Genomic DNA, 24,642 nt, shown 5'->3' with positions numbered 1-24,642 from the left:
TCTTCGATCTCCGCGGCAAATTTGTAATTTTGTTTGCGTCGTGTCTTAATGTGACTTAGGGTTCTGTAATTCGTTCCAAAGATCGCGAATAAGCGGGGGGGCCGTGCGGATCGATGATGTATTGGGCGAACCATAATGCCGCGGCAGTATTGCCGTGCATGTAACGTCAAGCCCTTTTCTTGACCCGATTGCTGATCGCAACGGAAGATCAGTTTGACGCAGTTTCAGGCGGAACCTTTTTTCCAATGACTTGCCACGAACTTGCTGAACGAATCCACAACCTGCGTCCGGAATTGTCACCCTGTGAAGTGGCCCGGCTCAGCTTGCTGATTCTGACTCAAACCGACGAAATCGACCTGCTCGTCGACGACGATGCGTTTATGCGTGTCTGGAAAAACGCAGCATTTCGGCTCGACGCCGCTGCAGATCAACACGCCGCGGTTGCAGATGAATTGGAACAAATGTGCCACAACGGCCCCGTCCAATTTACTCCCGATCAATTGTGGACACTGCTTCGTGCAGTCAAGGTCCAAAGCCAATTGTTGTCGCTGTATACCGACCAGCCCGCGTTAGCGTGACGGTGGTTACACACTGAAGACAGCCGGGACGCAGCGATTGTCACTGTGATCCCACCGTCTCGGTTTAATCCGCATAAGCGATCGAACCAGACGAAACATTGGATGATCTCGTTCGCGGCTTGTTCATTCAGCCCGCCGCCACCCGTGTCGGTCAATGATGCTAAGCGTTAGTTGACGAAACCGCTTTTTGGACATGGCGACCAAAGCGGACGATAAAAAACGGCGGATCGGCATTCTTTTTTCGACTCCTAGCGAAATTGAAACCTAAGTTTCAGCGTATTGTCTGAAATCTTTCACGCCGAGACTCGCTATGTCATCTGCTCCGATTCCGTGGAAACACGTTCGTAACGTCCTCGTTGTCTTTGCTCCGCTGTGGATGGGCGCGACCGTCTTGTTCGCGTTCGTGGGGGTTTGTTTCGCGTTGTTTAGTAGCGATATCTATTCAGCTCGCCTTCCGCTTGTCGTTCGCAACGAAGCCACCAGCTCGCTGGAACGACTGGGTCGTTTCAGCAGCCAAACGGAATTAAAGTCGGCTCAAGAAACGATTCTCGAGATGACCCAAAATCCCGAAGTGGTCGCCGCGGCGCTGCGTCAAATCGGCCCGGCTTCGGGTAAAGACGATCCCACGTGGCCGTCGCCCGAAGTGGTCGATCGCATCGCAAAGGACGCCGTCAACCTGCTTGCGCCGCAAGGATCCGAGTTTGGCAGCACCGAAGTGGTCTATTTGCAAGTCAAATCGACCGAACAACAACGTGCCGTCGAATTCTGCAAAGCGATGTTCGACAACTTGACGTTGCACCTGCGGAACATTCGCCGCGTACGTGCCGACAGCGTGATTTCGGAATTAACACAAGCCCGTGATCTCGCACAACAAAACCTGGATGCGGCAGCGGCTCGGATGCATGTCTATGAAGTCAAATTTGCCGCGGACCTTGGCGAGCTTCGCAATCTCAACGATGCGATCGCTGGGGATGGGACCAACCGTCGCACGCTCGAAGAAACCGTTCGCGAGCTGCAGATCGCCGAATTGGATCTCGAAAAACTTTACGCACTTCGCGAACTGCTGGTTGTCGGTTCGGAAAACCCCGACCATTTGTTGGCCAGTGGCAGCGACCTGCTGTCGCTACAACCATCTCTGCTTCGGCTGAAAGACGGTTTGATCGACGCTCAGATTCGCAGTAGCGAATTGGCTGCAAACCGCACCGCAAATCATCCGATCTTGCAAAACGCGCAGTCAACCGAACACGAAATCCGCAGCCGAATGCAAGAGGAAGCTCGATTGGCGGTCAAAGCGATGGAACCGACGCTGAAGCAAGAAGCCGAACGGGTGTCGCGTTTGAAAACTCGCAAAGAACAATTAACGTCACGCCTCGAGGCCTTGGCCGCGGCGCGTACCGACTACGCAAACGTGGATGCCGAAGTCAAACATCGCACGACACTGCTTGAAACCGCCGAACAGGCATTGGCCGAAGCTCAAGCCAGCCGCACCGCTGCTCTTTCAACGAACCTAGTCGCGGAACTCGGCCCGCCACAAGTTTCCGATAAACCAATTGGCCCCGGTGGCACGTTGGTGACGTTGGGCTCGGCTTCGGCAGGGTTGTTGTTTGGACTCGGCGCGGTATTCTTGATCGCCCCCGGTCCGTCTGAATCACGCAAAGGACGTCGCTGGAGTGACTACCTGCAACGTGGCGGACGGCGGCACAGCGATCAGGTTGGCAGCGTCGATGTCGCGGCAGTAGCCCCGACGGCGATCGCCGTCGAACGCCGAGCACCACGTTAGAGCGGACACGCGTGAGATCGAGCGCTGGCTAGAACGAATGGCGGGACCGAAATCTGTTTCACATTCATCCAGGACCGCGTGACCGCCACCGCAGGCTATTCCCCATCGCCGTCGGCTTCGTCGACGATGCCCCAGCCGGCTTTTTTGTCGATCACGTATTGAGCGAACGTGTTGTTTTCGATCGCTTGACGTGCTTCGGACATCACGCGTTGGTAATACGTCAAATTGTGAATCGTCAACAAAATTGGTCCCAGCATTTCTTTGGCAACAAACAGATGCCTCAGATACCCCAAACTGTGTCGACATGCTAAGCACGGGCAATGATCTTCGAGGGGCCGCGTCTCTTCGCGATACTTCGCATTGCGAATTTTGACGTTGCCGCGATCGGTAAATGCCATCGCATTGCGTCCATTGCGAGTGGGCATCACGCAGTCGAACAGATCGATGCCACGAGCGACACTTTCGAGCAAATCGATCGGCCGTCCGACTCCCATCAAATACCGTGGTTTGTGTTCGGGCAGATGAGGACAGGTTGCCGCGGTAATCCGATACATCTCGGATGGTGCTTCGCCGACGCTTAACCCGCCTACCGCGAACCCTTCGAAATTCATTGACGACAATTCGCTCGCACATTGAATCCTCAGTTCGGCATCCAAACCACCTTGGACGATGGCAAATCGTGCTTGATCATCACGCGTGGCGGCGTTCAAACAGCGGGCCGCCCAGCGAATGGAACGCTCCATCGCGTCGACAACTTCGGACCGCTTGGCCGGCAGCGCCACGACGTGGTCCAGCACCATCGCGACGTCGCTGCCCAGCGACTCTTGGATTTCGATGCTGTGCTCCGGCGTCAGTTGCACGATCGATCCATCGATGTGACTTCGGAATGTCGCTTGCTGCTCATTGATTTCGCGGATCGACTCGAGGCTGAAGATTTGGAAACCGCCGCTGTCGGTCAGGATCGGGCCTTCCCACAGCGTCATCCCATGCAATCCCCCCAATCGACGCACCGTTTCGTGGCCGGGTCGAAGCGCCAGATGGTACGTGTTGCCCAGAATCATCTCCGCGCCGGTGGCCGCCACTTGATCGATCGTGACCCCTTTGACCGTGCCCTGCGTTCCCACGGGCATGAAACCAGGCGTCTGGACCGTGCCATGAGGTGTCGAGAAAACACCGCGTCGGGCGCCGGTTTCCGCATCGCGATGTAAAAGTTCGTAAGAGAAATGGCTCATCTAAGCTCACGCGTGACTGGATTCAATTCTAGGGCGATGGATTCGGCAACCGGCAGCAGAACCACCTCAATGCGGTTGTGCTTAAAACCCAAGGCTGCCGCTAGCCTCTCGTTTAGATCTCTGTTTTGACAAACCGATCTAGATGTGGAAAGGTGAGCCAGCCAAGTTTTTCGCGTTCTGCCGCGGCCGTCTCGCACCCAATGCCATCCACTTTAGTAATGCCGGGTGATTTTCTCAGCGGTGCGGCGTGAGCCGCCCGGTCAAATTCGAACGTTTTACCCGCCGCATCGGGGCGTCCCTCGCCGCCCCCCCTAACCAAAGTGGATGACATAGCGCTCGGCCCCCTCGCGTCTTGGGATCCACTAGAATAGTCGTCCGCACCCCGCCGGCAGTCACACTGCTCGACCTACCTTTCCCCCCGCCACCTTCCTCCCAAGCGATGCTCCAATGAAGAACCGAATCTTTAACGTGGCCATCTTAGCCACCACGCTGACTCTCTTAGCGACTTCCACTGCTTTGGCTGAACTGCATGTGGGAGCGGCGATCGTCGATGTCTCGCCAACTCAGTTCCCGGTATTGGTCAACGGCGGGATGACTTCAAAAACCGCCGAGCAGATCAAGACCCCGGTCAGTTCACGCGCCATCGTGATCAGCGACGGCAGTGAATCGATCGCGTTGGTCGTGGTCGATAGCTGCATGATCCCCAAAGTCTTGTTGGACGACGCTAAAAACCGCGCCGCCAAACGCACCAAGTTGAAACCCGATCACATCATGATCTCGGCCACGCATACCCACACGGCGCCGTCGGCGTTCGGCGCGTTGGGGACCGACGCCGACCTGACCTACATCCCGCTATTACGAGAACGGATCGTCGAGTCGATCGTCAATGCCGAAGCCAACCTGCAGCCTGCACGAGTCGGGTGGGGGTCCGCCGATGCACCGGAATTCACGGCGCTTCGTCGCTGGATTCGCCGCCCCGACCGGATCGACGACGATCCCTTTGGCAACCCCACCGTGCGAGCCAACATGCACGCGGCACGCAACCCCGAAAACGTCACCGGCGAATCGGGACCTGAAGATCCCGAGTTGTCGATGATTGCGTTCGAATCGCACAAAGGGGTTCCCATCGCGGTGCTGTCGAATTTCTCGATGCACTACTTTGGCGACTCTCCGCCCATCAGTGCCGATTACTACGGACTGTTTTGCAACGGCATGCAAAACTTCATCCAGCAAAAATACCCGGACGCTAAGAACGTCGTGGCTACCATGTCACACGGATGCAGCGGCGATATTTGGCGACGCGATTATGCCGCGTCCGAACCAAGTCCCTATGAGAACATTGAAACCTATACCGACGCGTTGCTCGGCATCGCCACCGACACGCTCCAAACAATCGAGTACGCCGACGCGGATACGATCGACATGGCGGAAACACGGTTTCGTTTGAACTACCGAGTTCCCGACCATCAGCGGCTTCAGTGGGCGCAGCAGATCGTCGAAACGCTCAATGGCGAGTTGCCCAAAACCACGACCGAGGTCTACGCTCGCGAACAAGTCTTGCTGCATGATTTGCAATCGACCGAGGTGGTCGTGCAAGCAATGCGAATCGGCGATATCGTGATCGCAACCACACCGAACGAAACCTACGCGATCTCCGGATTAAAGTTGAAACAGCAAAGTCCGCTCGAAAAAACGATGGTGATCGAACTTGCCAACGGTGCCGACGGTTACATTCCGCCTGCAGAACAACATCCGCTTGGTGGCTACAACACGTGGGCGGCGCGATCGGCGGGACTTGAAGTGCACGCGGAACCCAAAATCGTGGCGGCGGCGATGCGGCTGATCGAACAGGTCTCAGGAAAACCGCGACGACCTCTCGCTCAATCCAAAGGACCAGCGTGCCAAGCCACCTTGGCGACGAATCCGCTCGCCTATTGGCGGCTGGACGAAATGGAAGCTCCGATTGCTCGTGACAGCACCGCGAATCACCGCGATGCGATGTACGAACCCGGCGTTGTGTTTTATTTAGAAGGCCCAGCGTCGACGTCGTTGGCGGCCGCAGGCGAAGTGAACCGCTGTGCCCATTTTGCGGGCGGACGATTGCGATCGGCAATCGGAAACTCGCAAGCGAACTACAGCGTTTCGATGTGGTTTTGGAACGGAATGCCCAACGATGCTCGAGCGATATCTGGTTGGCTCTTTTCTCGAGACCACGCCCATGGCATCACCGAGTTCGGCGAGCATGTCGGAATCGTCGGCAATGGCGAGCATGCGGGACGCTTGATTTTCAAACAGGGAACCGAAAACGAAACGCTGGTCGGCGAAACCGTGATCCCGCGTTGGACATGGAACCACCTCGTGCTCGTCCGCGACGGCTCGACCGTGCGAGTGTACCTCAATGGAAACGAGGCCCCCGAAATCGAGAGCGACTCCGTTAAGATTCCCTCAACAGCGGTCGACCAGATTTTTGTGGGTGGACGCAGCGACAACGATTCCAATTGGGAAGGCCGGCTTGATGAGGTCGCGTTTTTCGATCGCGCACTGAGCGCGGACGAGGTAAAACGACTCTCGGCTAAATGACGTCTCGGCTGAGTTGCGCGCCGCGACTAAGTTACGCCCCGCAGAGTAAACACCTAGCCAACAAGCGAACGCAACACGTTACCTCGGATGTTGGTGTGTGATGCTGTCCATTTCGTCACGCTCGCCGAAACAGGCGGGCGGGCTGGTGGCTTCGATCGCGACGATCGGCTCGATCACTCGATAGCGATGCGGAGCCCCTTCGGGCACAAGCCACGAGTCGCCGGCTTCCACGGTGGCGGTTCCACCATCCAATTCGATTTCGATCACCCCGCGCATTAAAAAGCCAACGGTTTCGTAATCTCGGCAATGTGACTGCGAAAATCCACCGGGTTCCGCTCGCCATTGCCGCATCGCAATTTGCTTTCCTGCGGCCAGATGAATCTGGCCCATCGTACCGGTAGCGCCATCCGTTTCGGATTGAACTTGGGGAATATCCATGGTCAATGTTCCATTGAAGAGTTTGGCGTTTACTGAAGAAAGGTCGGTATCGGAACAAACAAACTGCGGAACTAAGTCGTCAGTCGATCACTGCCACTTCGCGAAAACAACAGCAGCAGAACGACCGCGCCGACGATCGATCCGATCCATCCCGAGGCTTGCAGAGGTTCGCCTCCCATGATCAGGTAGCCTGCGAAGCCGCCGACAAACGAGCCGACGATTCCCAATAACATCGTCCGCAACAGCCCAATCGCTTGACGGCCCGGAACGAGGGCTCGCGCGATCAAACCGATGATCAATCCCGAAATCATCCAACCAATAATTGGTATCAACATTTTGTATTTCCTTTTAAGAAACAAGCGTGGTGTATTGCTCTACCTGTAAAGCGAATCATGTGCCGATTCGGATTCACAAGCAAAATGATTCGCTGCGGGCGATCCATTCGAATTCAGCCCGTTTCACCGCATTTTGCCCGCTTACTGCGATGGTCTTGCCTGCGAGTCACGTCGCACTTGCCACGCAAAATGCTCGCTAAAGATGCACGGTGCTTGACCAGCGAACAGGGGCGGTCAGCGAGAGAAGAACCGCTTGCCTTCGAACTTTTCGGCAAACCCCAACGCAGTTTTGGGTTGAGAACTTCTGTATCTAAGTCCGTTCAATCGATTCGACGACATGCACGGCATGATGTTCGGGACGCACCCCGTTGCCGTAGCGAACAGCGTAAACCTGGCTGCACTCAGCACCAAACAACGCGATCATCGATGTGTAGTAAACCCACACCAACAGCACCGCAATCGATGCGGCAGCAGAGCTCAATTGGGCACCGGGGGTGGCGAAGGAGAAATACCAATCCAGTGCAAAGCGACCGATCAAAAACAAAACGGTGCTGATCACGGCGCCCACCATCACTTCACGCCACTGGACCTTGACGTCCGGCATGAACTTGTAAATCGATGCGAACACCGCCAACACGATCAGCGCTTGCACCAGATAACTAAGTCCGCTGACCAAGCCCAACCGAACGCCCATCATCTCTGTCAATCGTTCACCGGCGGCCACGACCACCGAAGACGCAATCAACGACACAAGCAGCAGGAATCCCAACCCAAGAATCATCAAGAACGACGTTACTCGTTTGCGGAGCATGATCTTCATTCCCGACTTGTCGGGGTCCGGCCGGACCGCCCAAACCTGATTCAACGCGTCCTGCAGTGCCGCCACCACGCCGGTGGCTCCGAGCACGATCCCGGCGAAACTGAGCAATGTTTTCCACCACTTGCCCGACGTTTCATCGTTACTTTTGAGGATCCCAGAAATCTCTTGGCTGATCGATTCGTTCCCAATCAACTGCGCCGTCTGAGTGGTTAGAACCTCATGCGCCTCGGCCTTGGCCTGTTCCGAATCGTAAGCAAGCGACATTCCGAATGTCAGAATCGTCAACAACAAATACAGCAGCGGCGGCAGCGCAAACGCCGTGTAGTAGGCCAACGCGGCAGCGAGCGTTGTGCAACGATCCTGTGAAAATTCGGCGAAGGTCTGCTTCCAATATTCCATCGGATCCGTCGGGGATAAAAAGACATGTCATCGGCAACGTCGCATCGCCGTTCATTCGGCTTAGCAAAAAAACCGCAAACCGCATGCCGTGTCCCGAAGGTCAATGATCATGCTGATGTATCAATGTCGATTCACCCGAGCCAAATCGATCCTCGTCCACAATCATCCACGTATGATCGTCTCGCCGCGGTCGTATCACATGCGTTCCGGTGAATTCGCCGATCGCCGGCAAGACAAAACAACGATTGGAGAGCCAAAAACAGGGCAGTTTGCCAAAGTCCTCGCCACCGACAGCAAAACGAACCGCCGGATGAAGATGGCCACACAACAACAGCGATGCCCCTGCGGGCACTGCCGTGGGATGGTGTCCAATCGCGATCGGCCCAACCCGCTGGCCTGGGTTCACCACCTCGATCGGCCACGACGATGGCAGTGGACCGACCTGCGTGTCGTGGTTGCCCCGCACCAAGGTGAACTGGATCTGACCATGCTTCGCAAAAAAGGCTTCCAATAATTCGCAAACTTTGGGCGTCAGCGAGGATCGTGCATGAAACATGTCTCCCAAAATGATCAACCGCGTCGCCTGCGTTTTTTCAAGCAACGAATCGATTTTGCCCAACGTCCCGGAGGTGCTGCCACGAGGCACGGGAATGCCGTGACGCCGAAAGGTTGCCGCTTTTCCGAAATGAGTGTCCGCGACAAACAACGCCCGCTGCTGTCGCCAAAACACGGCTCGCTCGGCATGCAATTGCAATTCGATCCCCGCGACGTCCACATCCATGGTTTGCGTCATCCTCGATCACCCCTTGTCCGCTTCTTTTTCCAACTGCGACTGCAATCGCCGAATTCGATCCGCTAGTGTTTCGCTGCTGATGCGGTCTCGCAACTTATCGACTAGCAAAGAAAACGAAAGCGGAGTGACCTTCGGCGGCTCCATGACCACAATCTCGCTTCGTTCGATCCGATCGAGTGCATCGAGCATGCGAGATGACTCGAGTTGAAACTCGAGCACCTCGCGGCGGCTCTGCTCTAACAACAAATTATCGGGGTCGTACTGGCTGAAAACGTCGAAAAACAGATTGCTGCTGGCTTGGATATGGCTGGTGCTTTTGCCTTGTCCGGGAAATCCTTGTTGAATCAACCCGGCCACCCGAGCGATTTGCCGGAATTGACGTTTCGCCATCTCCGTCGAATTCATGCTATTCATGATGTCGTTGACAAGCGAGTCGGATGAGAAGAGTTTTCGTTCAATTGCATCATGGATGTCGACCGCATGCGGCGACTGCAAAACGATGCCATAGTCGTTGCACGCCATCGTGAACGTTGTTTTTTGAAATCGTGATATTCGATATGCAAACAACGCGGCCAACCCTTCGTGAACCAGTCGTCCTTCGAACGGGAACAAAAACAATTGATGACCGCCTCGCGTTTCAATCCGTTCGATCAAAAATTGGTCACCTCGCGGCAGCAGGCTCCAACGCTGTTGGATTTCGAACAAACGTCGCAACGCTTTCATCTCGCGTCCCACCAAATTGCCCGTCGACGCTTGCTGGATTTTCAATCGCAGTTCGGCACTTAGCTCACTGGACAACGGCAACCGGCCGCCCATCCAACGGGGCACGGAATCGGGTTCTCCCGATGCGCGGCGAACATACGCGACATTGTCACGAACTCGAACCAAGGCAACCAAACGTCCCGCAAACAGAAACCGATCACCAGGATTCAGCTTCGACAAAAAATGCTCTTCGGCGGTCCCCAGCGTCTTGCCTTTCATGAATTTGACCTTCATCGAGGCATCCGAGACGATCGTCCCGATGTTCATTCGGTGGGCAGTGATCCGCCGTCGATCTTCGACGATGTAACGACCGGCATGCACATTGACTCGGTGAAAATCGGGATAGGCTTCGAGCGAGCTTCCGCCACGTACAACAAAATCCAGCACCCATTGCCACTCATGATCGCTGAGCGTTTGATAGGCACACGTCGTCCGCACCTCGCGTAGGAGTTCATCCGCCCCGAATCCGCCGCCGATCGCGATCGTCACAACATGTTGTGCCAATACGTCAAGCGGTTTACGCAGTAGCGGTCTGGCTTCGAGATGTCCCTTGCCAATGGCATCTTGCGCCGCGGCTAGCTCGATCAACTCGATCGCATTGGTGGGCACGAACGCCAAGCGGCTTTCGGCATCGGGTTGATGACCGCTGCGACCGGCACGCTGCAGCAATCGAGCGGCACCTTTGGGACTGCCGATTTGAATGACCAGGTCGACCGCCGTAAAATCAACCCCCAAATCCAAACTGCTGGTACAGACCACCGCTCGCACCGATCCATCACGCAATCCGTTTTCGACCCAGCGACGAACGCTCGCGTCGAGCGATCCGTGGTGCAGTGCGATCTCGCCGGCCCAATCAGGTCGCTGCTTCAAAAGATGTTGGTACCAAATCTCGGTTTGCGAACGTGTGTTGGCAAACACCAAAACACTTTTGACCTTGGCAATCAACTCCGCCACTTGGGGAACCATTTTGGTCCCAATGTGCCCTGTCCAAGGGAACCGTTCCATGTTGGCGGGAATCAACGATTCGAGTTTCAATCGCTTCTTGGTATACCCTTGAATTAAACGAACCTGATTCGGCGGGTCAACGCCGAATAACGATTCTTGGGCTTCGTCTAGATTGCCCAGCGTTGCCGAGACACCCCAGGTGCGAAGCTGAGGATTGAGTTTCCGCAACCGCGCCAATCCCAATTCAGTTTGAATACCACGCTTCGTCCCTAACAACTCGTGCCATTCATCGACGACGACCGCTTCGAGTCCCTGCAATTGTTCGAGCAGCCGCTGATGCGTCAACATCAACGACAAACTCTCGGGGGTCGTCACCAACGCGGTAGGCAAACGTTTATTCTGTCTCGCTTTCGCACTTGCCTTGCTGTCGCCGGTGCGTGATTCGAGCAACCACGGTAACCCAAGCCCTTCGATCGGAGCGCGCAGCGACGCCTCGGTGTCGCCAGCCAGTGCTCGCAGCGGTGTGATCCACAACACGCGAACCGGCGGCGGACGTTTCGGGTTCCATTTCGTGCGATCGGGGTTCTCTTTGATCCATTTCAAAATTGGCCCCATCCACACCGCCAACGTCTTGCCCGTTCCGGTGGCCGAGTGAACCAGTCCGCTGGCGCCATTGGCGTAGGCCCGCCACGCCGATCGCTGGAAACGGAACGGTTTCCAGCCGATGGATGCAAAGTAGCGATCCACCGCTTGCGAGGGCGTTTCGGTTTGCGGTCGAGGTTGCAGCATTGTGAATGAAAATGGGGTAAACGGCTTGTTGATTTAATCCAAATGTAATTCGCAACAGTGAGCCGTGGGCCGTAAGGCACCGGGGCATGCGTGGGCCCCGGCCGCTGACGCGTCGCGGCTCCGAAAATCAACAAGCCGTCAAGACTTTTGCGACGGGGGATTTAGTTTGGCAACAGGGCTAGTAGTTCACTCAATTGGTTCGCGTCCTCGGGTTTCTTGTCGTGACGCCAGCGAACGATTCGCGGGAAGCGAGTCGCGATGCCGCTTTTGTGTCGCGGCGATCGCTGCAGTCCCTCAAACGCCAACTCCATCACCAACGTCGGCGTCACGCTACGCACCGGCCCGAACGACTCCTTTGTATTGCGGCGGACGAAATGATCGACTTTCCGGATCTCTTTGTCATCCAAACCACTGTACGCTTTGGCAAAGGGCACCAGCGTCCCCCCATCCCACAACGCAAACGTATAATCGGTATACAAACTTGCTCGTTTCCCGTGACCTTTTTGGGCATACAGCAGTACCGCGTCGATCGTGTACGGCGCGACTTTCCACTTCCACCACGTTCCTCGTACGCGGCCGACATCGTACTTGCCGTCTTTGCGTTTCAGCATCAATCCTTCGGCATTTTGGTCTCGACTGCCTTCGCGAATTTTAGCCCATTCGTCCCACGACGCGGCATCGATCAAGTTGGTCACACACAAACTTGGATGCGTCACATCGCTTAGCAGTGTTTCCAATGCAGCACGTCGCTCGATGAACGGACGGTCGCGAACATCGACACCGTCCTGTTCAACAACGTCAAAGGCATGAAAGACGACCGGGACCTCTTCGAGCAATTTTTTGCCCACCGTTTTTCGGGCGATTCGTCGTTGCAATTGAGCGAACGGCAGCACTTGTCCGTCCTCTCTCGCCGCTAAAATTTCACCGTCCAGCACCGTGCCATTGGGCAGTAACGCCGCCGCCGCTTCGATTTCCGGCCACCGATTCTCCATCAATTCTTCGCCACGCGACCAAATGAACGTTTGGTCGCTGCGACGAATCACTTGCCCGCGAATACCGTCCCATTTCCACTCGGCCACATAGTCCTGCGAATGGCCAAGCGTCTCGGGGCCTTCGTGAATATCGATCGGATGAGCCAAACAAAATGGATAGGGATGGCTCGCCACGGTGTCTTGGACGTCGGGATCGATCAACTTCTCAAAGAACGCTGCAGTCGGTTTCCAATTTCCCATCAAGCGATGCGAAATCACATCCGCCGAGACTCCCGATTGCATCGCGATCGCCCGCGTCACCAACCGTTTGCTCACTCCGACTCGAAAGGCACCGGTGACCAATTTCATGATCACGAACCGCATTGTCGGGGTGGACTGACGCCAAATCTTGGTGATCGCTTCACGCTGTTCGGCTTCGTCCATCGATCGAAGAGGCAACAAGCGTGTTTCCATCCAAGTGGCGAGCGACAAATCATCAACCAACTCGCCGGGCGGCACGACGAGGGCAAGCGATTCCGCCAAATCGCCCACTGCATGGTACGACTCCTCAAACAACCACAATGGGATATTCGCTTCTTCGGCTGCCCACAACCGCAGCAGTTTTGTCGGCACCAATTGACGCGGTTTATTGCCAGCCAAAAAGTAGGTCGCCCAGGCTGCATCGGCAGCGGACGCCTTGGCAAAATAGTCCGCCATCGCGGCAATTTTCTCGTTGGTCTTGGTCGTCGAATCCAAGGCAGCGAATAGGGCTGCAAATCGAATCATGACGAATCCTCTTGGTCCATAGCCGCCGCAGCAGCGTCTTCATCGGTTTCGCCGCGACCTCGCGAATCGATCACGCGGGCGGCACGACCGTTCTCTTGCAAATAGCGAGCCACCGCGGCGGTATAGCCGTGCGTGACCCAAACCATCTCGGGATCACACAACTGAACTGCCTGTAACAACGAAGGCCAATCCACGTGATCGCTGAGCACAAATCCACGATCGACCGACCGTCGCCGCCGTGCTCCGCGTACCGCCATCCATCCGCTCGCCATGGCCGTACGAACGCCACCGAACCGGCGCATCCATGGAGTCCCATGAGCACTCGGCACCGCCACGACCATCGCCCCACGGTAGTCATGTTTCCCCTGAACCGAGCCGACGTACGTGGTCGGCGGCAGCGACACGCCGGTTCGGCGGTATGCCTCGGTCCCCTTTTCAACCGCGCCATGCGTATAGATTGGTCCGATGCTCGGATCCAGCCCCGCGATCAATCGTTGGCTCTTTCCCACCGCGTAGCCATATAACACACAGCATCGTGCTTCATCGCGGGTTTCACGCCACCACTGGTTGATCAACGCGAACGTCGTCGATTCGGGGTCCCAGCGGTAAACAGGCAAACCGAACGTCGATTCAGTGACCAACAAATCGCACCGGATCGGTTCCCACGGTTCACAGGTCGGATCGGTTCCAAGTTTGTAGTCGCCCGTCACCACGGCAACTTTGCCTCGATGTTCCAACCGCACCTGAGCGGAGCCGAGCATGTGACCGGCGGGATGAAAGCTGACATTCACCCCTCGGATCGTGATCGATTCACCATACGGAAGGAATTGGAACTCGGCATCCTCGTTCATTCGCATCCGCAACAAATGTTCGCTTGGCTCGGCGGCCAAGTAACGACGACAGCCCCAGCGAGCGTGATCGGTATGCGCATGCGTGACCACCGCGCGATCGACGGCTTGTTGCGGATCGACGAAAAAATCGCCTGCCTCGCAATACAATCCTTTGGGTGTGGTTGCTAATAATTCGTTCATGTTTTTCTCATTGGTCGCGTCCGCAAAACGGGGGGCTTATCATCAGTAGGTAGGCATATTCCGTTCCGCAAATTTTGTTTAAAGGATGCGATCAGCTAGTTTTCCCGACAAATCCTGACGCGACGGGTTTTGATGAAATTGAAACTTCAATACTCACGCGCCGGGTTGTATTTTTTATTGCCGGTCGCACACGTGTCACGGCTCCGAACTCAACCTGCTTCACTGTCTATTGATCGAGTGTCAAAGCTAGGTCGGCAATAAATTGTTGGTGCTTCTGAGCTCGTCGATCCGGATTGGGCATCCGCAGAATTGCGGCCGGATGCCACGTTGCGATCGTGCGAGGGCACCAATCCGTAGCGATCACCTCACCGCGCCGCTGCGTAACGCGAAAATCGCGTCCGAACAACGCCGACGCAGGCGTCGCGCCCAGACAGAGGATCGTGTCTGGACGGATCGCCGCAATTTCCGCTTCCAACCAAGGTCGGCAGGCAAAAATTTCTCGCGAGTTGGGTTTCTTGTGCAGACGCTGTTTACCGCGTTCGGTGAATTTGAAATGCTTGACCACATTGGTGATGTAAACTTCGTTGCGATCGATTCGAAGCGTTTGCAAAGCCTCGTCAAGCAGTTGCCCTGCAGGTCCCACAAACGGTCGTCCTTCGATGTCTTCACGATCGCCCGGTTGTTCGCCGACGATGACAATCCGTGCGGACGGGGTGCCTTCGCCAAACACCATCTGCGTTGCGCATTGATGCAAATCGCAGGCACGACAATGTCTCGCAGCCGATCTCAGTGAATCCAGCGAACCGTCGGTGGGCATGTAGTGCGCGGCAGTTTCCGCGAACCCTTCGTTTTTCGCGATCATCTCGCTGACACGCGTGGACGCTTGCTGAAGCAAGTCAGGAATCAAATCGGTTTCGGGCAACGTGGCCCAGTGCCGCACCGGCATCTCGCGCTTCATCATTGCCACTTTGACACGTGCAGGATTAAAGATCGATGCGTAATAGGTCTTCCAAAGATCCTCGAGCGAATCCGCATCCGGCGCCTCGCTAACAGGAACCCCCGGTCCATATTTCAGTTCCAATTGATCCCATGAAACCGATTCGTCCGGCGTCAATATCGTCCAATTCATCGCCTTAAAACGGCGTGCAAAAAAAGGAGCGGCCAACGATACGATGCGGTGGTCTGGGCGATGCCAAGCAATGTAATTGGTCAGTGCCTCGGGTTGCGTCTGCGTGTCTTGCAAATCCGAGGACGCAACCACTTTGCGAAACCGCACAAACGCTTTCATTTTATGCACATCGCGAGTGACGGCTTTCTTCATTTGATTTAGCGCAAATACATCCTCATCGGTCGACATCTCCAGCAGATGTCGCTGGCCATGCGTCAATCGCCACAGCGTGCGGTACAACAATTCCCACCGATTGGCGTCTCGATGACATGCAACGTGCTTGGCCATTTCAAGAAACGCGGATGGCACCGTGGGCGCGACCTCGTTGGATTTAGCCGGCATCTCTGGTGCGGCAGCATCAAACAGCGACGGTTGGTCGGCGCCACTCGAAAAGTGAACCTCTGACGGTGCGACGCCGCGGACCAACAACGCACGTGCTTCCTGACGCCACTGGGTGAACGTTTCGACATGCAAGAAAAACGTCATCGCCCCGATTACACCTCGCCTGTCAACGCCGAACTTGCTGCATCAAACAACATCAGTTGTCTTGACTTTGGAGCGACCTGTTTTCCCAGGTTCAACTTGTCCAAATCTGCAACGCCCGGATTGTGATCAGCGGTCAACACAAACACTTTGGCTCGATTCCATGCGACTCGCAATTTTCGCAGGTCCGCAGTCCGAAGCGGTCGGTGCCGACGCAGGCTTACAATCCGTTGCACGTTCCGCACCCCAATCCCAGGGATCCGCAGCAATTCTTCTTGGCTGGCCCGATTCACATCGACAGGAAAAAAGTGGCGATTCGCCAACGCCCAAGCCAACTTGGGGTCGATCTCAAGCGACAGATTGTGGTCCTTTTCGGCAACAATCTCGTTCGCACTAAAACCATAAAACCTCATCAACCAATCGGCTTGATACAATCGGTGTTCGCGAATCAGCGGTGGTGATTGCCCAGGCAGTCGTGCGTCCGCATGCGGGATCGGACTGTATGCCGAGTAATAAACACGTCGCAATTTTTGCCCCGTGTACAGCTCCGATGCAGTTTTTAGCACTTCCAAATCGGGCGTCTCGGTCGCTCCGACGATCATTTGGGTACTTTGACCAGCAGGCGCGAACGAAGGTGGCTTGAATCCAGATGCCTGCTCGTGTTTCGTTTCATCGATCTTTTCGCGAATACCGTGCATCGCACTAACAATCTGAGGCTTTTTCTTTTCAGGAGCCAGTTTGTAGAGGTCGCCTTCGGTGGGCAGTTCAATATTTACACTTAACCGATCCGCCCATTTGCCCGCCTCTTCGATCAACGATTGTGACGCGTTGGGGATCGTCTTCAGATGGATGTAGCCGCCGTAGTGTTGGTCGGTGCGGAGCGTTTTAGCGACAGCAATCAACTGCTCCATCGTGTAGTCCGAATTTTGGATGATCCCCGAACTCAGAAACAAACCTTCGACGTAGTTGCGTTTGTAAAACTCCATCGTCAACGACACGACTTCCTCGACCGTAAAACGAGCCCGCGGCGTATCGCTCGAAACGCGATTGACACAGTATTGGCAGTCGTAGATGCAATAGTTCGTCAGCAGGATTTTTAGCAGCGAAATACAGCGTCCATCTGGGGTGTAGCTGTGACAGATCCCCATGCCCTCGGTGCTGCCGATTTGGCTACCGGCGCGAGTGCTCTTGGCACCGCTGCTGGCGCACGAAGCATCGTATTTGGCTGCGTCAGCAAGGATCGCGAGTTTGTCGCGTACGTCCATGGAAACTCGGTCAGATGAGGGCGAATGAGCAGACAGCAAGGCAGCGCAGGGGCGAACCCCGCAAGCACAGCATTGTGCGAAGGAGGCAAATGCCGAGCCAAAAATACCGGCACGAGACACATCAGCGGCGCCGCAGCGCAATCGTGCCATGGCGTCTTAACCGCAGATCGCGGGGGGAATTCACGAAGCGAAGAGTGAATTTGGAAAAAATTCACGAGAGTCGACGCGAGCAAGAAGCAAATCACAATCCGAAATGTGAATTTTGATGTTGTGCCATCGTTGTTTTTCCCAGCAGATCCCAACCCGAAGCGTCAGTTTTGAAATTGCGCTTTTAGACGTTCTTCGGGCCAAAAGGCCCAGCAATTTGCCTAGCCGCCCTCATTAAGTCCCAGTAAACGGACGGACCTTTGGCCCTACAATTCAATGGTTTTCTTGGTCCCAGCCCGTTGGGCTGGGCTAGGTAAACGTCCGGGGCTTTGCCCCTAAGTACAAACGCGCAACTTCGAAACGCGTCAGCGAGGGAGCACGCCCAGCTTCGGGGGAAGCATCTCCCAAGGCAGAATCTCTGAAGGCATCTGCGACGCATAATCACCGAAGCCCCCCGGCCGGTCTACCAGCGGTCGATGGGACGGTCGAGAATCTCGCGGAGCAAGACCGCTTGCTGGATCCCTTCGGGACTTTGCAACAAACGAATCAGATCAGCGGCGACATTGCCCGTCATTTGCGGTCCGGGGGCCATTGGAGCTGGCGAAGCGGTGCCTCCCTTTTTGACCTTTGCAAACGCTTTGGCGGCCGCGGATTCGGCTTCGGCGGCTGCACGTTTTGCTTCCTCGATCTTTCGTTGACGCTCCTGCCAAGGACTTGGTTCATCCTCGACCACTTCGGCGACATAAATTTCTTCTTCGACCTCGCGGACCATTCGCTCGGTGCGATGGTTGCTGTACTGAGGCCGCTTACGCTGCTCGGGAACTGCAGGGTGGGACGCGGCAGGACGAGCCGCCGGCGGCTGGTTGCGATTCCCCGCGTTGGCTTGGCGTCGTTGGGCGGCACGCCGCAAAAAGTCTTCGAGATCACCCGCCATGTTCGTTTCTTTGGTTTCTGAGTTTCTCGGTTTTGATTTCGCTCGGGTCCGCGCCGACTCGGTTCAACAAGTGGGCGAGCTGAACGGACTATCCGTCTGATACAGCTATCTTACCATCCCGGCGAACGGGTCAGGGGGCGAAAAATGGAGCGTGATCGCTGACTGCAATGAATGCCCGCCAAGGCAATCAAATCCTTCACCGCAGCGAGAAACCGGCGACGCGTCCCGTCGTCGTCCGCGTCCGGACCGTCGTCCCGCTACCGGCCCTTAGTCTTTACCGTAGTTGGTTTCGACCACGTGGCGTCCTGTGCCGGCAATCGTTTTCCGCATTTCGGTGTCGGCGCTGACGTTCTGTAGTTTGTAGTAATCCAGGATATGCAGGTTGCCGCTGCGGAATGCTTCGGCCATTGCCTCGGGCACCGATGCTTGAGCCAAGACCAACGACGCGCGGCTCTCTTCGATCTTGGCCTGCATCTCTTGTTCTTCGGCCACTGCGGATGCTCGTTTGCCTTCGGCCCGTGCTCGTGCGACTTGCGTGTCCGCTTCGGCTTGGTCCGCCTGCAAGCGAGCGCCGATGTTCGCCCCAACGTCGATATCTGCGATGTCGATTGAAACGATCTCGAATGCGGTTTGCGAATCAAGCCGTTTGGCAAGCACCGCTTTACTGATCACGTCGGGGTTTTCCAACACCGCTTTGTGGCTGGTGGCACTACCGATCGCGCTTACGATCCCTTCACCAACACGTGCGATGATCGTTTCTTCGGTCGCACCGCCGATCAATTGCTGCAAGTTTGCCCGCACCGTCACCCGTGCTTTGACTTTCAACTGGATACCGTCTTTGGCGACCGCATCCAGCGATGGTTTGACGGCACCACGCGGCGGGCAATCGATCACCTTTGGATAAACACTGGTTTGCACCGACTCTAAAACATCACGTCCGGCCAAGTCGATTGCCGTGGCTTCACGAAAGGTCAACGAGATTGTCTTTGCCTTCTTTGCCGCGATCAGCGCTCGGATGACTTGCTGGACATTCCCGCCAGCCAAGTAGTGGGCTTCGAGCGCTTCGCCGGTGATCTCTGGATCTTCGAGTCCCGCCTGAGTCGCCATGATTTTGCTACGGACGATGCTGCGAGCGTTAACCTTTCGGAACGTCATCCCCAACAGATTGAAGATCGAGATGTTCGCACCAGTCAGTTGCGATTGAATCCACAAACCGAAATAGCTTGCGAATACAAAGAGCAGCACCATCATCCCGGCGAACAATACCAGCGCACCGATCAAAATTGGCACGGTCGCGCTAGGCAATTCTTGAGCGAGAAGGGCAAGTTTCAACATCGGGTGCAGTTCCAAAAGGGAGGCAAGCTCAGGCTAAAACACTTGCGGTGTCAGAGCAAATCGATCAAGGAGGCATCACTGCCCCCTAATGTCCCGCTCCGCGAGAGCAATGTCAACTATAGCAATGCCCTGGAACGCTCGATCTAGCAAGCTTCCATGCCACGAGAACCGAATCAATTGGGGCTCGAATCGAGATCCATCGTATCAAAATCGAACGATTCAGGTGGATTTTCAAGCGACGGTGGAGACACCGGCGGTTCCGATGCATTTGGCGAGGCCGCGGCCTGTTCCGCTGCCGCACGTTCGGCTTCACTGATCGGACGAACGTAGACCTTTCCCGCATTGACCTTGGTCACAATGATCGACTGCCCCGCGTCGATCGGCATCCCCAAACTGACGGCGTCCAACCGCACGTCATCCACCTTGACCAACCCGCTTGGCAACAGATTGGTTTTGGCGATTCCAATGTGCCCCACCAATGCATCCAGCGGCGTGCCATTGGAAAGCGTCCGCTTGGCGCGTCCTTCGCTCGTCTGGCCCGGTCGCCGATTGAGAATGCGGCGACCGATCGGCGTGTGGGGCCAGACGCGGATCACGGCAACAAAAATCAACGGCGTTGTGATTGCGACGATGATCAACAAGGTAAACCCGGCGGTCATGCTATGAGCAAACGCGACTGCCAACGCCGAGATGATCGTCACGACCGCAGCGATTCCAACCAATCCGCCCGTCGGAATCATAAACTCCAAGACCAGCAGAATGTAGAACAGCAACAGCAGTCCGTACGCGTAGTAGAGCGGCATTAACTTTCTACCGCCTCGACCACGATCCGCGTTCCATGGATCTCAAATACTCGCACCGGATCCCCCGCTGCGATCGGAGTCCCATCACTGACCACTTGCACGATCTGGTCACCAAACCGGGCCTTGCCCGCCGGACGTAGCGGGGTGGTGGCGGTTCCCATCTGGCCTTGCAAATGAGTGTAATCGGCAAGCTTTTCGGCTTCGTTCACCGCTGCGGTATCGGGCGGTTCCATCGTCAAACCGCCCAGCAGCGGAACGTGCGGCATCAACATCCGAAATGCAATAAACCCGCCGATCAAACCGAAACCGGCAAACAATGCGGTCCAGATGCTTTGCGTTAATACTTGCAACTGATAGACGTTACGCGGCACGATAAACGTCTGGCTCATCAACACAATCCCCAGCACAGTCAATCCGATACCGCCGATTCCAAACACCCCGAACCCCGGCACCACGAACACTTCGATGGCGATACAGATCAATCCGAGTGAAAACGCCAACAGTTCGAGCCATTCGGCGGTCCCCGCCAAAAATTTGATCCAAAAATACATTGCGAAACAAATCACGGCGACGAATCCGGGGATGCCCAAACCAGGAGCGTTGGCTTCGGTCGACAACGCTGCAAAACCGATGAACAACAGCAAAAACGCCAAGGCATGACTGCGGCCCAGCTTTTCAACGAAACGAACCATCTTGCGATCGGTCACCGGTGGCGGCGTCCCGCTCAGTCCGACGCGGCGCGAAACATCATCGACCGACGCCGATTCACCATCGGCTAACCCCAACGCAATCGCTTGCGCCGACGTCAAACCCGCAGCCAATTCGATCCGTTCGCCACGTTGCCATCGATCGCGTTCGACTTCCACGTCGGCCGCGCCTTCGATCAAATCCGATTCGGTCGCATAACGAATTCGCCCCGTTTTTCGATTGGTGTAACGGTAGACCTCGAGATTCGGGTCCAATAACCCACGGATCAAAGCCGCTGGCCGCTTGCTCGCGCGGGCAATCTGCTCGATCAATTCATCATTGCGAATGACCATCGCCGCATCGATCGCTTCGGCGCCGGGACCGCCAAGTTTGGCGTTGGGGTTCATGTACATCGGCCGACACGCAATCGCAATTAACGCCGCGTCACCACGCGCCTCGCCTTGCACATATCCCGCTACGGTCTGCAGCGGAGTTTCGGGTTGAGCGAACCAAGCGGCCAAGGTTGCACTTTGGCTGAGACTGCCGCCGGGTGAGTCGATGGCGACGACCCACGTATTGATCTCACCCGATTCGAGCGTTGCCGTTAAATTGCTTTGCCACCGGCGTGAGCGGCCGGAATTGATCGAACCGACCATTTCCAATAACACGCCAACCGGATCCCCAAGCGTCTGTTTCGCATCGAGCGGATGAATCGCGGCAAGGTCAAGCAGTTCGGCAGCCTGGTCGTCGCGATTGACGATCCCCGATGCAATTCGTGAGGCACGGAGTTGATTGGCATCGATCCGCAGCGGACTTTCCGCAGTGGACCAAATCGCTTCGCTGGTGATCTGCCCCCCGGCACGCAATTCCGCCAACGCTTCGCCAGCGGCAAACACCTCGCTGCCGTCGAGCTTGGTGACGCGAGCCAATTCCATTCCGGGATCGACCAACGCACTGACCACCTCGGGCGGAAACAACCCTCGCCGCGCCGCAATCGATCGATAGCTGACCTCGATCGTTTCATCCGTACTCGTTTCGTTTTTCGTCGCATCGGCGATCACCCCGGCGGCTGAGACAATCAAAAGATCCGACGCCAAAATCGGCAGCACCAAATGCCCCTCGACCGTCCCTTGGACCCACGAAACCACACGCACGCGGCGTAGGTCGGGCCCCGTCATCGCTCGTGCTAATCGCAGTGCGTCCTCGAACCCCGTTTCGCCGGTCAACGTTTGGCGATCGTTGTCGTCACCCGCAGCGTAGCGAATCACCACGGTGACCCGAGACTCGTCGCTCGACGATTCAGCCAAACGATTCAGCTGAGCCAAAATCGATGCGGTGCCATCGGCCGTCAAACTGGCCGGCATGTCGATCACATACCCGACTTTGACTCGATTGGCTTTGGAATCCGGGTCATCGGCTTTTGCATCGGCTGCCCACGCCGCCGATGACGCAAGCGTCAAAAGCCCAGTCAATAGAAAAGGCACGATGCCCCGCCCTAGGGCAACGCAAGCGGAAATCGTCTCGCCCCATTTCGTTGCATCTTTCATTGCTGCTTTTCCATCAATCGACGAAAGACTCCAAAGTCGCCACGGGTCTACGATTTCCAGAGCCGCACGGCCCGGGTCCCCCTCGCTGCTGAATCTGCTCAGCTCAATTATAGGACCAAAGCCAACCAACGGGTAACCAATCGCCCCGCATCCGACGCACGAAATCGAGGACTCGCGAATCGGTCCCAAAAAAACACTCGGTTTGGCATCGGGGTCGGTCGCCACCGAACGAAAGTCTTGACGACTTCCGCTACGCTAAACTTGCGCAAACTGTATAAGAAAAATGCGTCGCCGGGACGGCCAAAACGGCCGGCGTGATCCGTTGTCTGAGAAATAAGCGGGAGAAGACGTCGCTACCACGGCCCTTCCCCCACTGGTCTGGCGGCGGAAGAGGCGGATTTCGGTGATTCCACGGAAAGAATTGTCGCATTTAGCCCCGCGGCAATGCGTCCGCTGGTACCGCTCGTGAAAAATCCGGCATAGGATGGACGCTTGCAAGCCGACACGTCGTCCAATGCGATGCCACGTCCTAGGGCGTTCGAATGAAACAAATCATCACCACGGTACGTCCCCATCTTGCCGAGCAAGTGCTGGCGAGCCTGCGTCGCGCCCCGCTGGAAGCCCTCAGCGTGATGGAAGTCAAGGGTTACGGCCGCCAAAAGAGCTATTTGAACGAATACAAAGAAACCGAATATTCGCAGGCCTTTGTCCCTAAAGTGGAAATCACGCTGTGGGTCGATGATTCTCGCTGCGAAGAAATCTTGCAGAAAATCGTTTCGGTCACCCGCACTGGCCGCATCGGCGACGGCAAAATCTTGGTGTTGCCGGTTTCCGAATACCTGTAGATCCGTCAAATGCACGCGGTGAAGGGTTTTCGGGTGGCTCGCTTCACGCGAAAATAGAGATTTGCGTCACTGTGGCAACCATCCACCCGCTGGCCAGCGTGGCAACAAGCAATCATGCTCTCGCGAGCGTGGCTTCAAAACGCGGGGCTCTCCGCTCAATCCGTCCGGGGGGATGGGCGTGGCGACCGTCCCAAACCACCTTGACGCGGCAGCCCGAAACTCTTTACTAAACGCTGCCCTCCGTTTTCGCTAACGCGGTCGGCCGAGTCCGTTCGCTGCTCTCCCAACAGCAATTTCCTTCCTTTCAACGCAGGATCGCAGATGTTCCGAATGTTCATGATCGCAGTCGCTTTGACCATGCTTCCCACCGTTGTTTCGGCGGCACAACCGCCACACACAGCGGCAACGATGACGCCCGCGAACGAAATCGTGCGTTATCAATTGAAGGATTGGAAGGCAAAGCATATCCACGATGCCAAGAAAGCCGACACGATCGCCAAAACGCTTAAAAAGCTTGGTTGCGAAGTCAAAACCGATCAGCACAACGGCCACCTGGACGTCAAATATCGCTGCCCTGAATGGCACGAATTGAAACTGGATTCGCACGAAGACGCTCATAAGTGGGAAAAATGGCTCAAAGAATTCCACTTCACCACTGAACACAAGCACTGAGACAGTCGATTGACTTCCCCCATTACCACGGCGCGGCTCGCGATCGAAGCGGCAAGTTTTGCCAGCCAAATGGTTGGCGAACTGGCTAGCGGCGTGTCCAACGCGATCGGATTCGACGAAGTGCTGCAGAGCGGTTCGGCGAGTGACGAGCCCGTCAGCGAATCGAAACTGCGCTTGATGATCGATCAGGTCGCCTCCGCGATCCGTTCGCGGCTCGAGGCGGCCGGGATTGGCGTGAACCCGCCGGTCGAAGTCGCTGTCAGTGATCCTGGGCAAACCGGCGGTAGCAGTGTGACGGTTTCTTCGTCTCACGATCGAGCCGCCGAGATCGAATCGATGTTGATGTCCGAATCCACCATCGTGGATCAACTGCAGCGAATCCGGGCTGCGTCCGGCATCGATCGAATCGTCGTTTCGGATCGCAGTTAAGCCGTGCCGGTAAAATTGGATCGGAATCAAAATAGCAGCGTCAGCCACACTTGACGCAGACCGTAATCAAAGCGAATATACCGCGTAG

General features: G+C 56.1%; 20 protein-coding genes. 6 read left to right on the top strand and 14 right to left on the bottom strand.

Features of this window, described 5'->3' with window-relative positions:
- Window positions 1-245: 245 nt before the first annotated feature.
- A complete protein-coding gene (locus ABEA92_RS07025; protein ID WP_345683093.1) occupies window positions 246-578 on the top strand; it encodes a hypothetical protein in 333 nt (110 codons plus the stop codon).
- Between the two features lie 310 nt (window positions 579-888).
- A complete protein-coding gene (locus ABEA92_RS07020; protein ID WP_345683092.1) occupies window positions 889-2,358 on the top strand; it encodes a GumC domain-containing protein in 1,470 nt (489 codons plus the stop codon).
- Between the two features lie 95 nt (window positions 2,359-2,453).
- Here the strand turns inward: ABEA92_RS07020 and tgt are convergent, their stop codons facing one another.
- Window positions 2,454-3,590 carry a tRNA guanosine(34) transglycosylase Tgt gene (tgt, locus tag ABEA92_RS07015; RefSeq protein WP_345683091.1) on the bottom strand — a complete coding sequence of 379 codons (1,137 nt, stop codon included), beginning with the start codon at window positions 3,588-3,590 and terminating at the stop codon, window positions 2,454-2,456.
- A 447-nt stretch (window positions 3,591-4,037) separates the two neighbouring features.
- On the opposite strand from tgt, the gene ABEA92_RS07010 reads away from it, so the two are divergent.
- Window positions 4,038-6,170, top strand: a complete 2,133-nt coding sequence (locus ABEA92_RS07010; protein WP_345683090.1) for a LamG-like jellyroll fold domain-containing protein — start codon at window positions 4,038-4,040, stop codon at window positions 6,168-6,170.
- A 78-nt stretch (window positions 6,171-6,248) separates the two neighbouring features.
- Here ABEA92_RS07010 and ABEA92_RS07005 read toward each other — a convergent pair whose 3' ends face one another.
- The 13 genes from ABEA92_RS07005 to ABEA92_RS06945 all read right to left on the bottom strand — a co-directional run bounded on the left by ABEA92_RS07005 (window position 6,249) and on the right by ABEA92_RS06945 (window position 22,608).
- The gene (locus tag ABEA92_RS07005; protein ID WP_345683089.1) at window positions 6,249-6,608 is read right to left on the bottom strand and encodes a cupin domain-containing protein; all 360 of its coding nucleotides are present in this window, start codon (window positions 6,606-6,608) and stop codon (window positions 6,249-6,251) included.
- A 71-nt stretch (window positions 6,609-6,679) separates the two neighbouring features.
- Window positions 6,680-6,943 carry a GlsB/YeaQ/YmgE family stress response membrane protein gene (locus ABEA92_RS07000; protein ID WP_345683088.1) on the bottom strand — a complete coding sequence of 88 codons (264 nt, stop codon included), beginning with the start codon at window positions 6,941-6,943 and terminating at the stop codon, window positions 6,680-6,682.
- A gap of 310 nt (window positions 6,944-7,253) precedes the next feature.
- Complete coding sequence (locus ABEA92_RS06995; RefSeq protein ID WP_345683087.1) at window positions 7,254-8,162, bottom strand: YihY/virulence factor BrkB family protein; 909 nt, start codon at window positions 8,160-8,162, stop codon at window positions 7,254-7,256.
- Window positions 8,163-8,262: 100 nt separating this feature from the next.
- Window positions 8,263-8,955, bottom strand: a complete 693-nt coding sequence (pdeM, locus tag ABEA92_RS06990) for a ligase-associated DNA damage response endonuclease PdeM (RefSeq protein ID WP_345683086.1) — start codon at window positions 8,953-8,955, stop codon at window positions 8,263-8,265.
- A 6-nt stretch (window positions 8,956-8,961) separates the two neighbouring features.
- Window positions 8,962-11,451, bottom strand: a complete 2,490-nt coding sequence (locus tag ABEA92_RS06985; RefSeq protein ID WP_345683085.1) for a ligase-associated DNA damage response DEXH box helicase — start codon at window positions 11,449-11,451, stop codon at window positions 8,962-8,964.
- 161 nt (window positions 11,452-11,612) lie between these two features.
- Window positions 11,613-13,208, bottom strand: a complete 1,596-nt coding sequence (locus ABEA92_RS06980) for an ATP-dependent DNA ligase (RefSeq protein WP_345683084.1) — start codon at window positions 13,206-13,208, stop codon at window positions 11,613-11,615.
- Window positions 13,205-14,239: a ligase-associated DNA damage response exonuclease gene (locus ABEA92_RS06975; protein WP_345683083.1), complete on the bottom strand. Its 1,035-nt coding sequence runs from the start codon at window positions 14,237-14,239 to the stop codon at window positions 13,205-13,207. The genes ABEA92_RS06980 and ABEA92_RS06975 overlap by 4 nt, the downstream gene beginning before the upstream one ends.
- A 226-nt stretch (window positions 14,240-14,465) precedes the next feature.
- Window positions 14,466-15,893 carry a UdgX family uracil-DNA binding protein gene (locus ABEA92_RS06970; RefSeq protein ID WP_345683082.1) on the bottom strand — a complete coding sequence of 476 codons (1,428 nt, stop codon included), beginning with the start codon at window positions 15,891-15,893 and terminating at the stop codon, window positions 14,466-14,468.
- Window positions 15,894-15,901: 8 nt separating this feature from the next.
- On the bottom strand, window positions 15,902-17,155 hold the full coding sequence (locus tag ABEA92_RS06965; protein ID WP_345683081.1) for a putative DNA modification/repair radical SAM protein: 1,254 nt from the start codon (window positions 17,153-17,155) through the stop codon (window positions 15,902-15,904).
- Between the two features lie 610 nt (window positions 17,156-17,765).
- Entirely contained in the window at window positions 17,766-18,236 is a 471-nt protein-coding gene (locus ABEA92_RS06960) for a hypothetical protein (RefSeq protein WP_345683080.1), read from the bottom strand.
- A gap of 267 nt (window positions 18,237-18,503) precedes the next feature.
- On the bottom strand, window positions 18,504-19,571 hold the full coding sequence (gene floA / locus ABEA92_RS06955; protein WP_345683079.1) for a flotillin-like protein FloA: 1,068 nt from the start codon (window positions 19,569-19,571) through the stop codon (window positions 18,504-18,506).
- Window positions 19,572-19,744: 173 nt separating this feature from the next.
- Window positions 19,745-20,374, bottom strand: a complete 630-nt coding sequence (locus ABEA92_RS06950) for an NfeD family protein (protein WP_345683078.1) — start codon at window positions 20,372-20,374, stop codon at window positions 19,745-19,747.
- Entirely contained in the window at window positions 20,374-22,608 is a 2,235-nt protein-coding gene (locus ABEA92_RS06945) for an NfeD family protein (protein WP_345683077.1), read from the bottom strand. The genes ABEA92_RS06950 and ABEA92_RS06945 overlap by 1 nt, the downstream gene beginning before the upstream one ends.
- A gap of 542 nt (window positions 22,609-23,150) precedes the next feature.
- Here ABEA92_RS06945 and ABEA92_RS06940 point away from each other — a divergent pair.
- From ABEA92_RS06940 to ABEA92_RS06930, 3 genes are all read left to right on the top strand, one after another.
- Entirely contained in the window at window positions 23,151-23,453 is a 303-nt protein-coding gene (locus tag ABEA92_RS06940; RefSeq protein WP_008707122.1) for a P-II family nitrogen regulator, read from the top strand.
- Window positions 23,454-23,774: 321 nt separating this feature from the next.
- Window positions 23,775-24,125 (top strand): hypothetical protein, encoded by a 351-nt coding sequence (locus ABEA92_RS06935; RefSeq protein WP_345683076.1) that lies wholly within the window; start codon window positions 23,775-23,777, stop codon window positions 24,123-24,125.
- Between the two features lie 9 nt (window positions 24,126-24,134).
- Window positions 24,135-24,554, top strand: coding sequence for a hypothetical protein (locus ABEA92_RS06930; protein WP_345683075.1), 420 nt, complete (start codon window positions 24,135-24,137; stop codon window positions 24,552-24,554).
- Window positions 24,555-24,642: the final 88 nt, after the last annotated feature.

It is taken from the genome of Novipirellula caenicola, from assembly GCF_039545035.1.
Lineage (GTDB): Bacteria > Planctomycetota > Planctomycetia > Pirellulales > Pirellulaceae > Novipirellula > Novipirellula caenicola.
This window is presented reverse-complemented; position numbering and strand designations above follow the sequence as displayed.

Bases quoted from the DNA above. Each gene is read 5' to 3' on its own strand.
- ABEA92_RS06935 (WP_345683076.1), top strand. From the start codon at position 23,775: ATGTTCCGAATGTTCATGATCGCAGTCGCTTTGACCATGCTTCCCACC.
- ABEA92_RS07005 (WP_345683089.1), bottom strand. From the start codon at position 6,608: ATGGATATTCCCCAAGTTCAATCCGAAACGGATGGCGCTACCGGTACG.
- ABEA92_RS07010 (WP_345683090.1), top strand. From the start codon at position 4,038: ATGAAGAACCGAATCTTTAACGTGGCCATCTTAGCCACCACGCTGACT.
- ABEA92_RS06960 (WP_345683080.1), bottom strand. From the start codon at position 18,236: ATGGCGGGTGATCTCGAAGACTTTTTGCGGCGTGCCGCCCAACGACGC.
- ABEA92_RS06940 (WP_008707122.1), top strand. From the start codon at position 23,151: ATGAAACAAATCATCACCACGGTACGTCCCCATCTTGCCGAGCAAGTG.
- ABEA92_RS06970 (WP_345683082.1), bottom strand. From the start codon at position 15,893: ATGACGTTTTTCTTGCATGTCGAAACGTTCACCCAGTGGCGTCAGGAA.
- ABEA92_RS06965 (WP_345683081.1), bottom strand. From the start codon at position 17,155: ATGGACGTACGCGACAAACTCGCGATCCTTGCTGACGCAGCCAAATAC.
- tgt (WP_345683091.1), bottom strand. From the start codon at position 3,590: ATGAGCCATTTCTCTTACGAACTTTTACATCGCGATGCGGAAACCGGC.
- pdeM (WP_345683086.1), bottom strand. From the start codon at position 8,955: ATGACGCAAACCATGGATGTGGACGTCGCGGGGATCGAATTGCAATTG.
- ABEA92_RS06995 (WP_345683087.1), bottom strand. From the start codon at position 8,162: ATGGAATATTGGAAGCAGACCTTCGCCGAATTTTCACAGGATCGTTGC.
- ABEA92_RS06950 (WP_345683078.1), bottom strand. From the start codon at position 20,374: ATGCCGCTCTACTACGCGTACGGACTGCTGTTGCTGTTCTACATTCTG.
- ABEA92_RS07000 (WP_345683088.1), bottom strand. From the start codon at position 6,943: ATGTTGATACCAATTATTGGTTGGATGATTTCGGGATTGATCATCGGT.
- ABEA92_RS06985 (WP_345683085.1), bottom strand. From the start codon at position 11,451: ATGCTGCAACCTCGACCGCAAACCGAAACGCCCTCGCAAGCGGTGGAT.
- ABEA92_RS07025 (WP_345683093.1), top strand. From the start codon at position 246: ATGACTTGCCACGAACTTGCTGAACGAATCCACAACCTGCGTCCGGAA.
- floA (WP_345683079.1), bottom strand. From the start codon at position 19,571: ATGTTGAAACTTGCCCTTCTCGCTCAAGAATTGCCTAGCGCGACCGTG.
- ABEA92_RS06980 (WP_345683084.1), bottom strand. From the start codon at position 13,208: ATGATTCGATTTGCAGCCCTATTCGCTGCCTTGGATTCGACGACCAAG.
- ABEA92_RS07020 (WP_345683092.1), top strand. From the start codon at position 889: ATGTCATCTGCTCCGATTCCGTGGAAACACGTTCGTAACGTCCTCGTT.
- ABEA92_RS06975 (WP_345683083.1), bottom strand. From the start codon at position 14,239: ATGAACGAATTATTAGCAACCACACCCAAAGGATTGTATTGCGAGGCA.
- ABEA92_RS06945 (WP_345683077.1), bottom strand. From the start codon at position 22,608: ATGAAAGATGCAACGAAATGGGGCGAGACGATTTCCGCTTGCGTTGCC.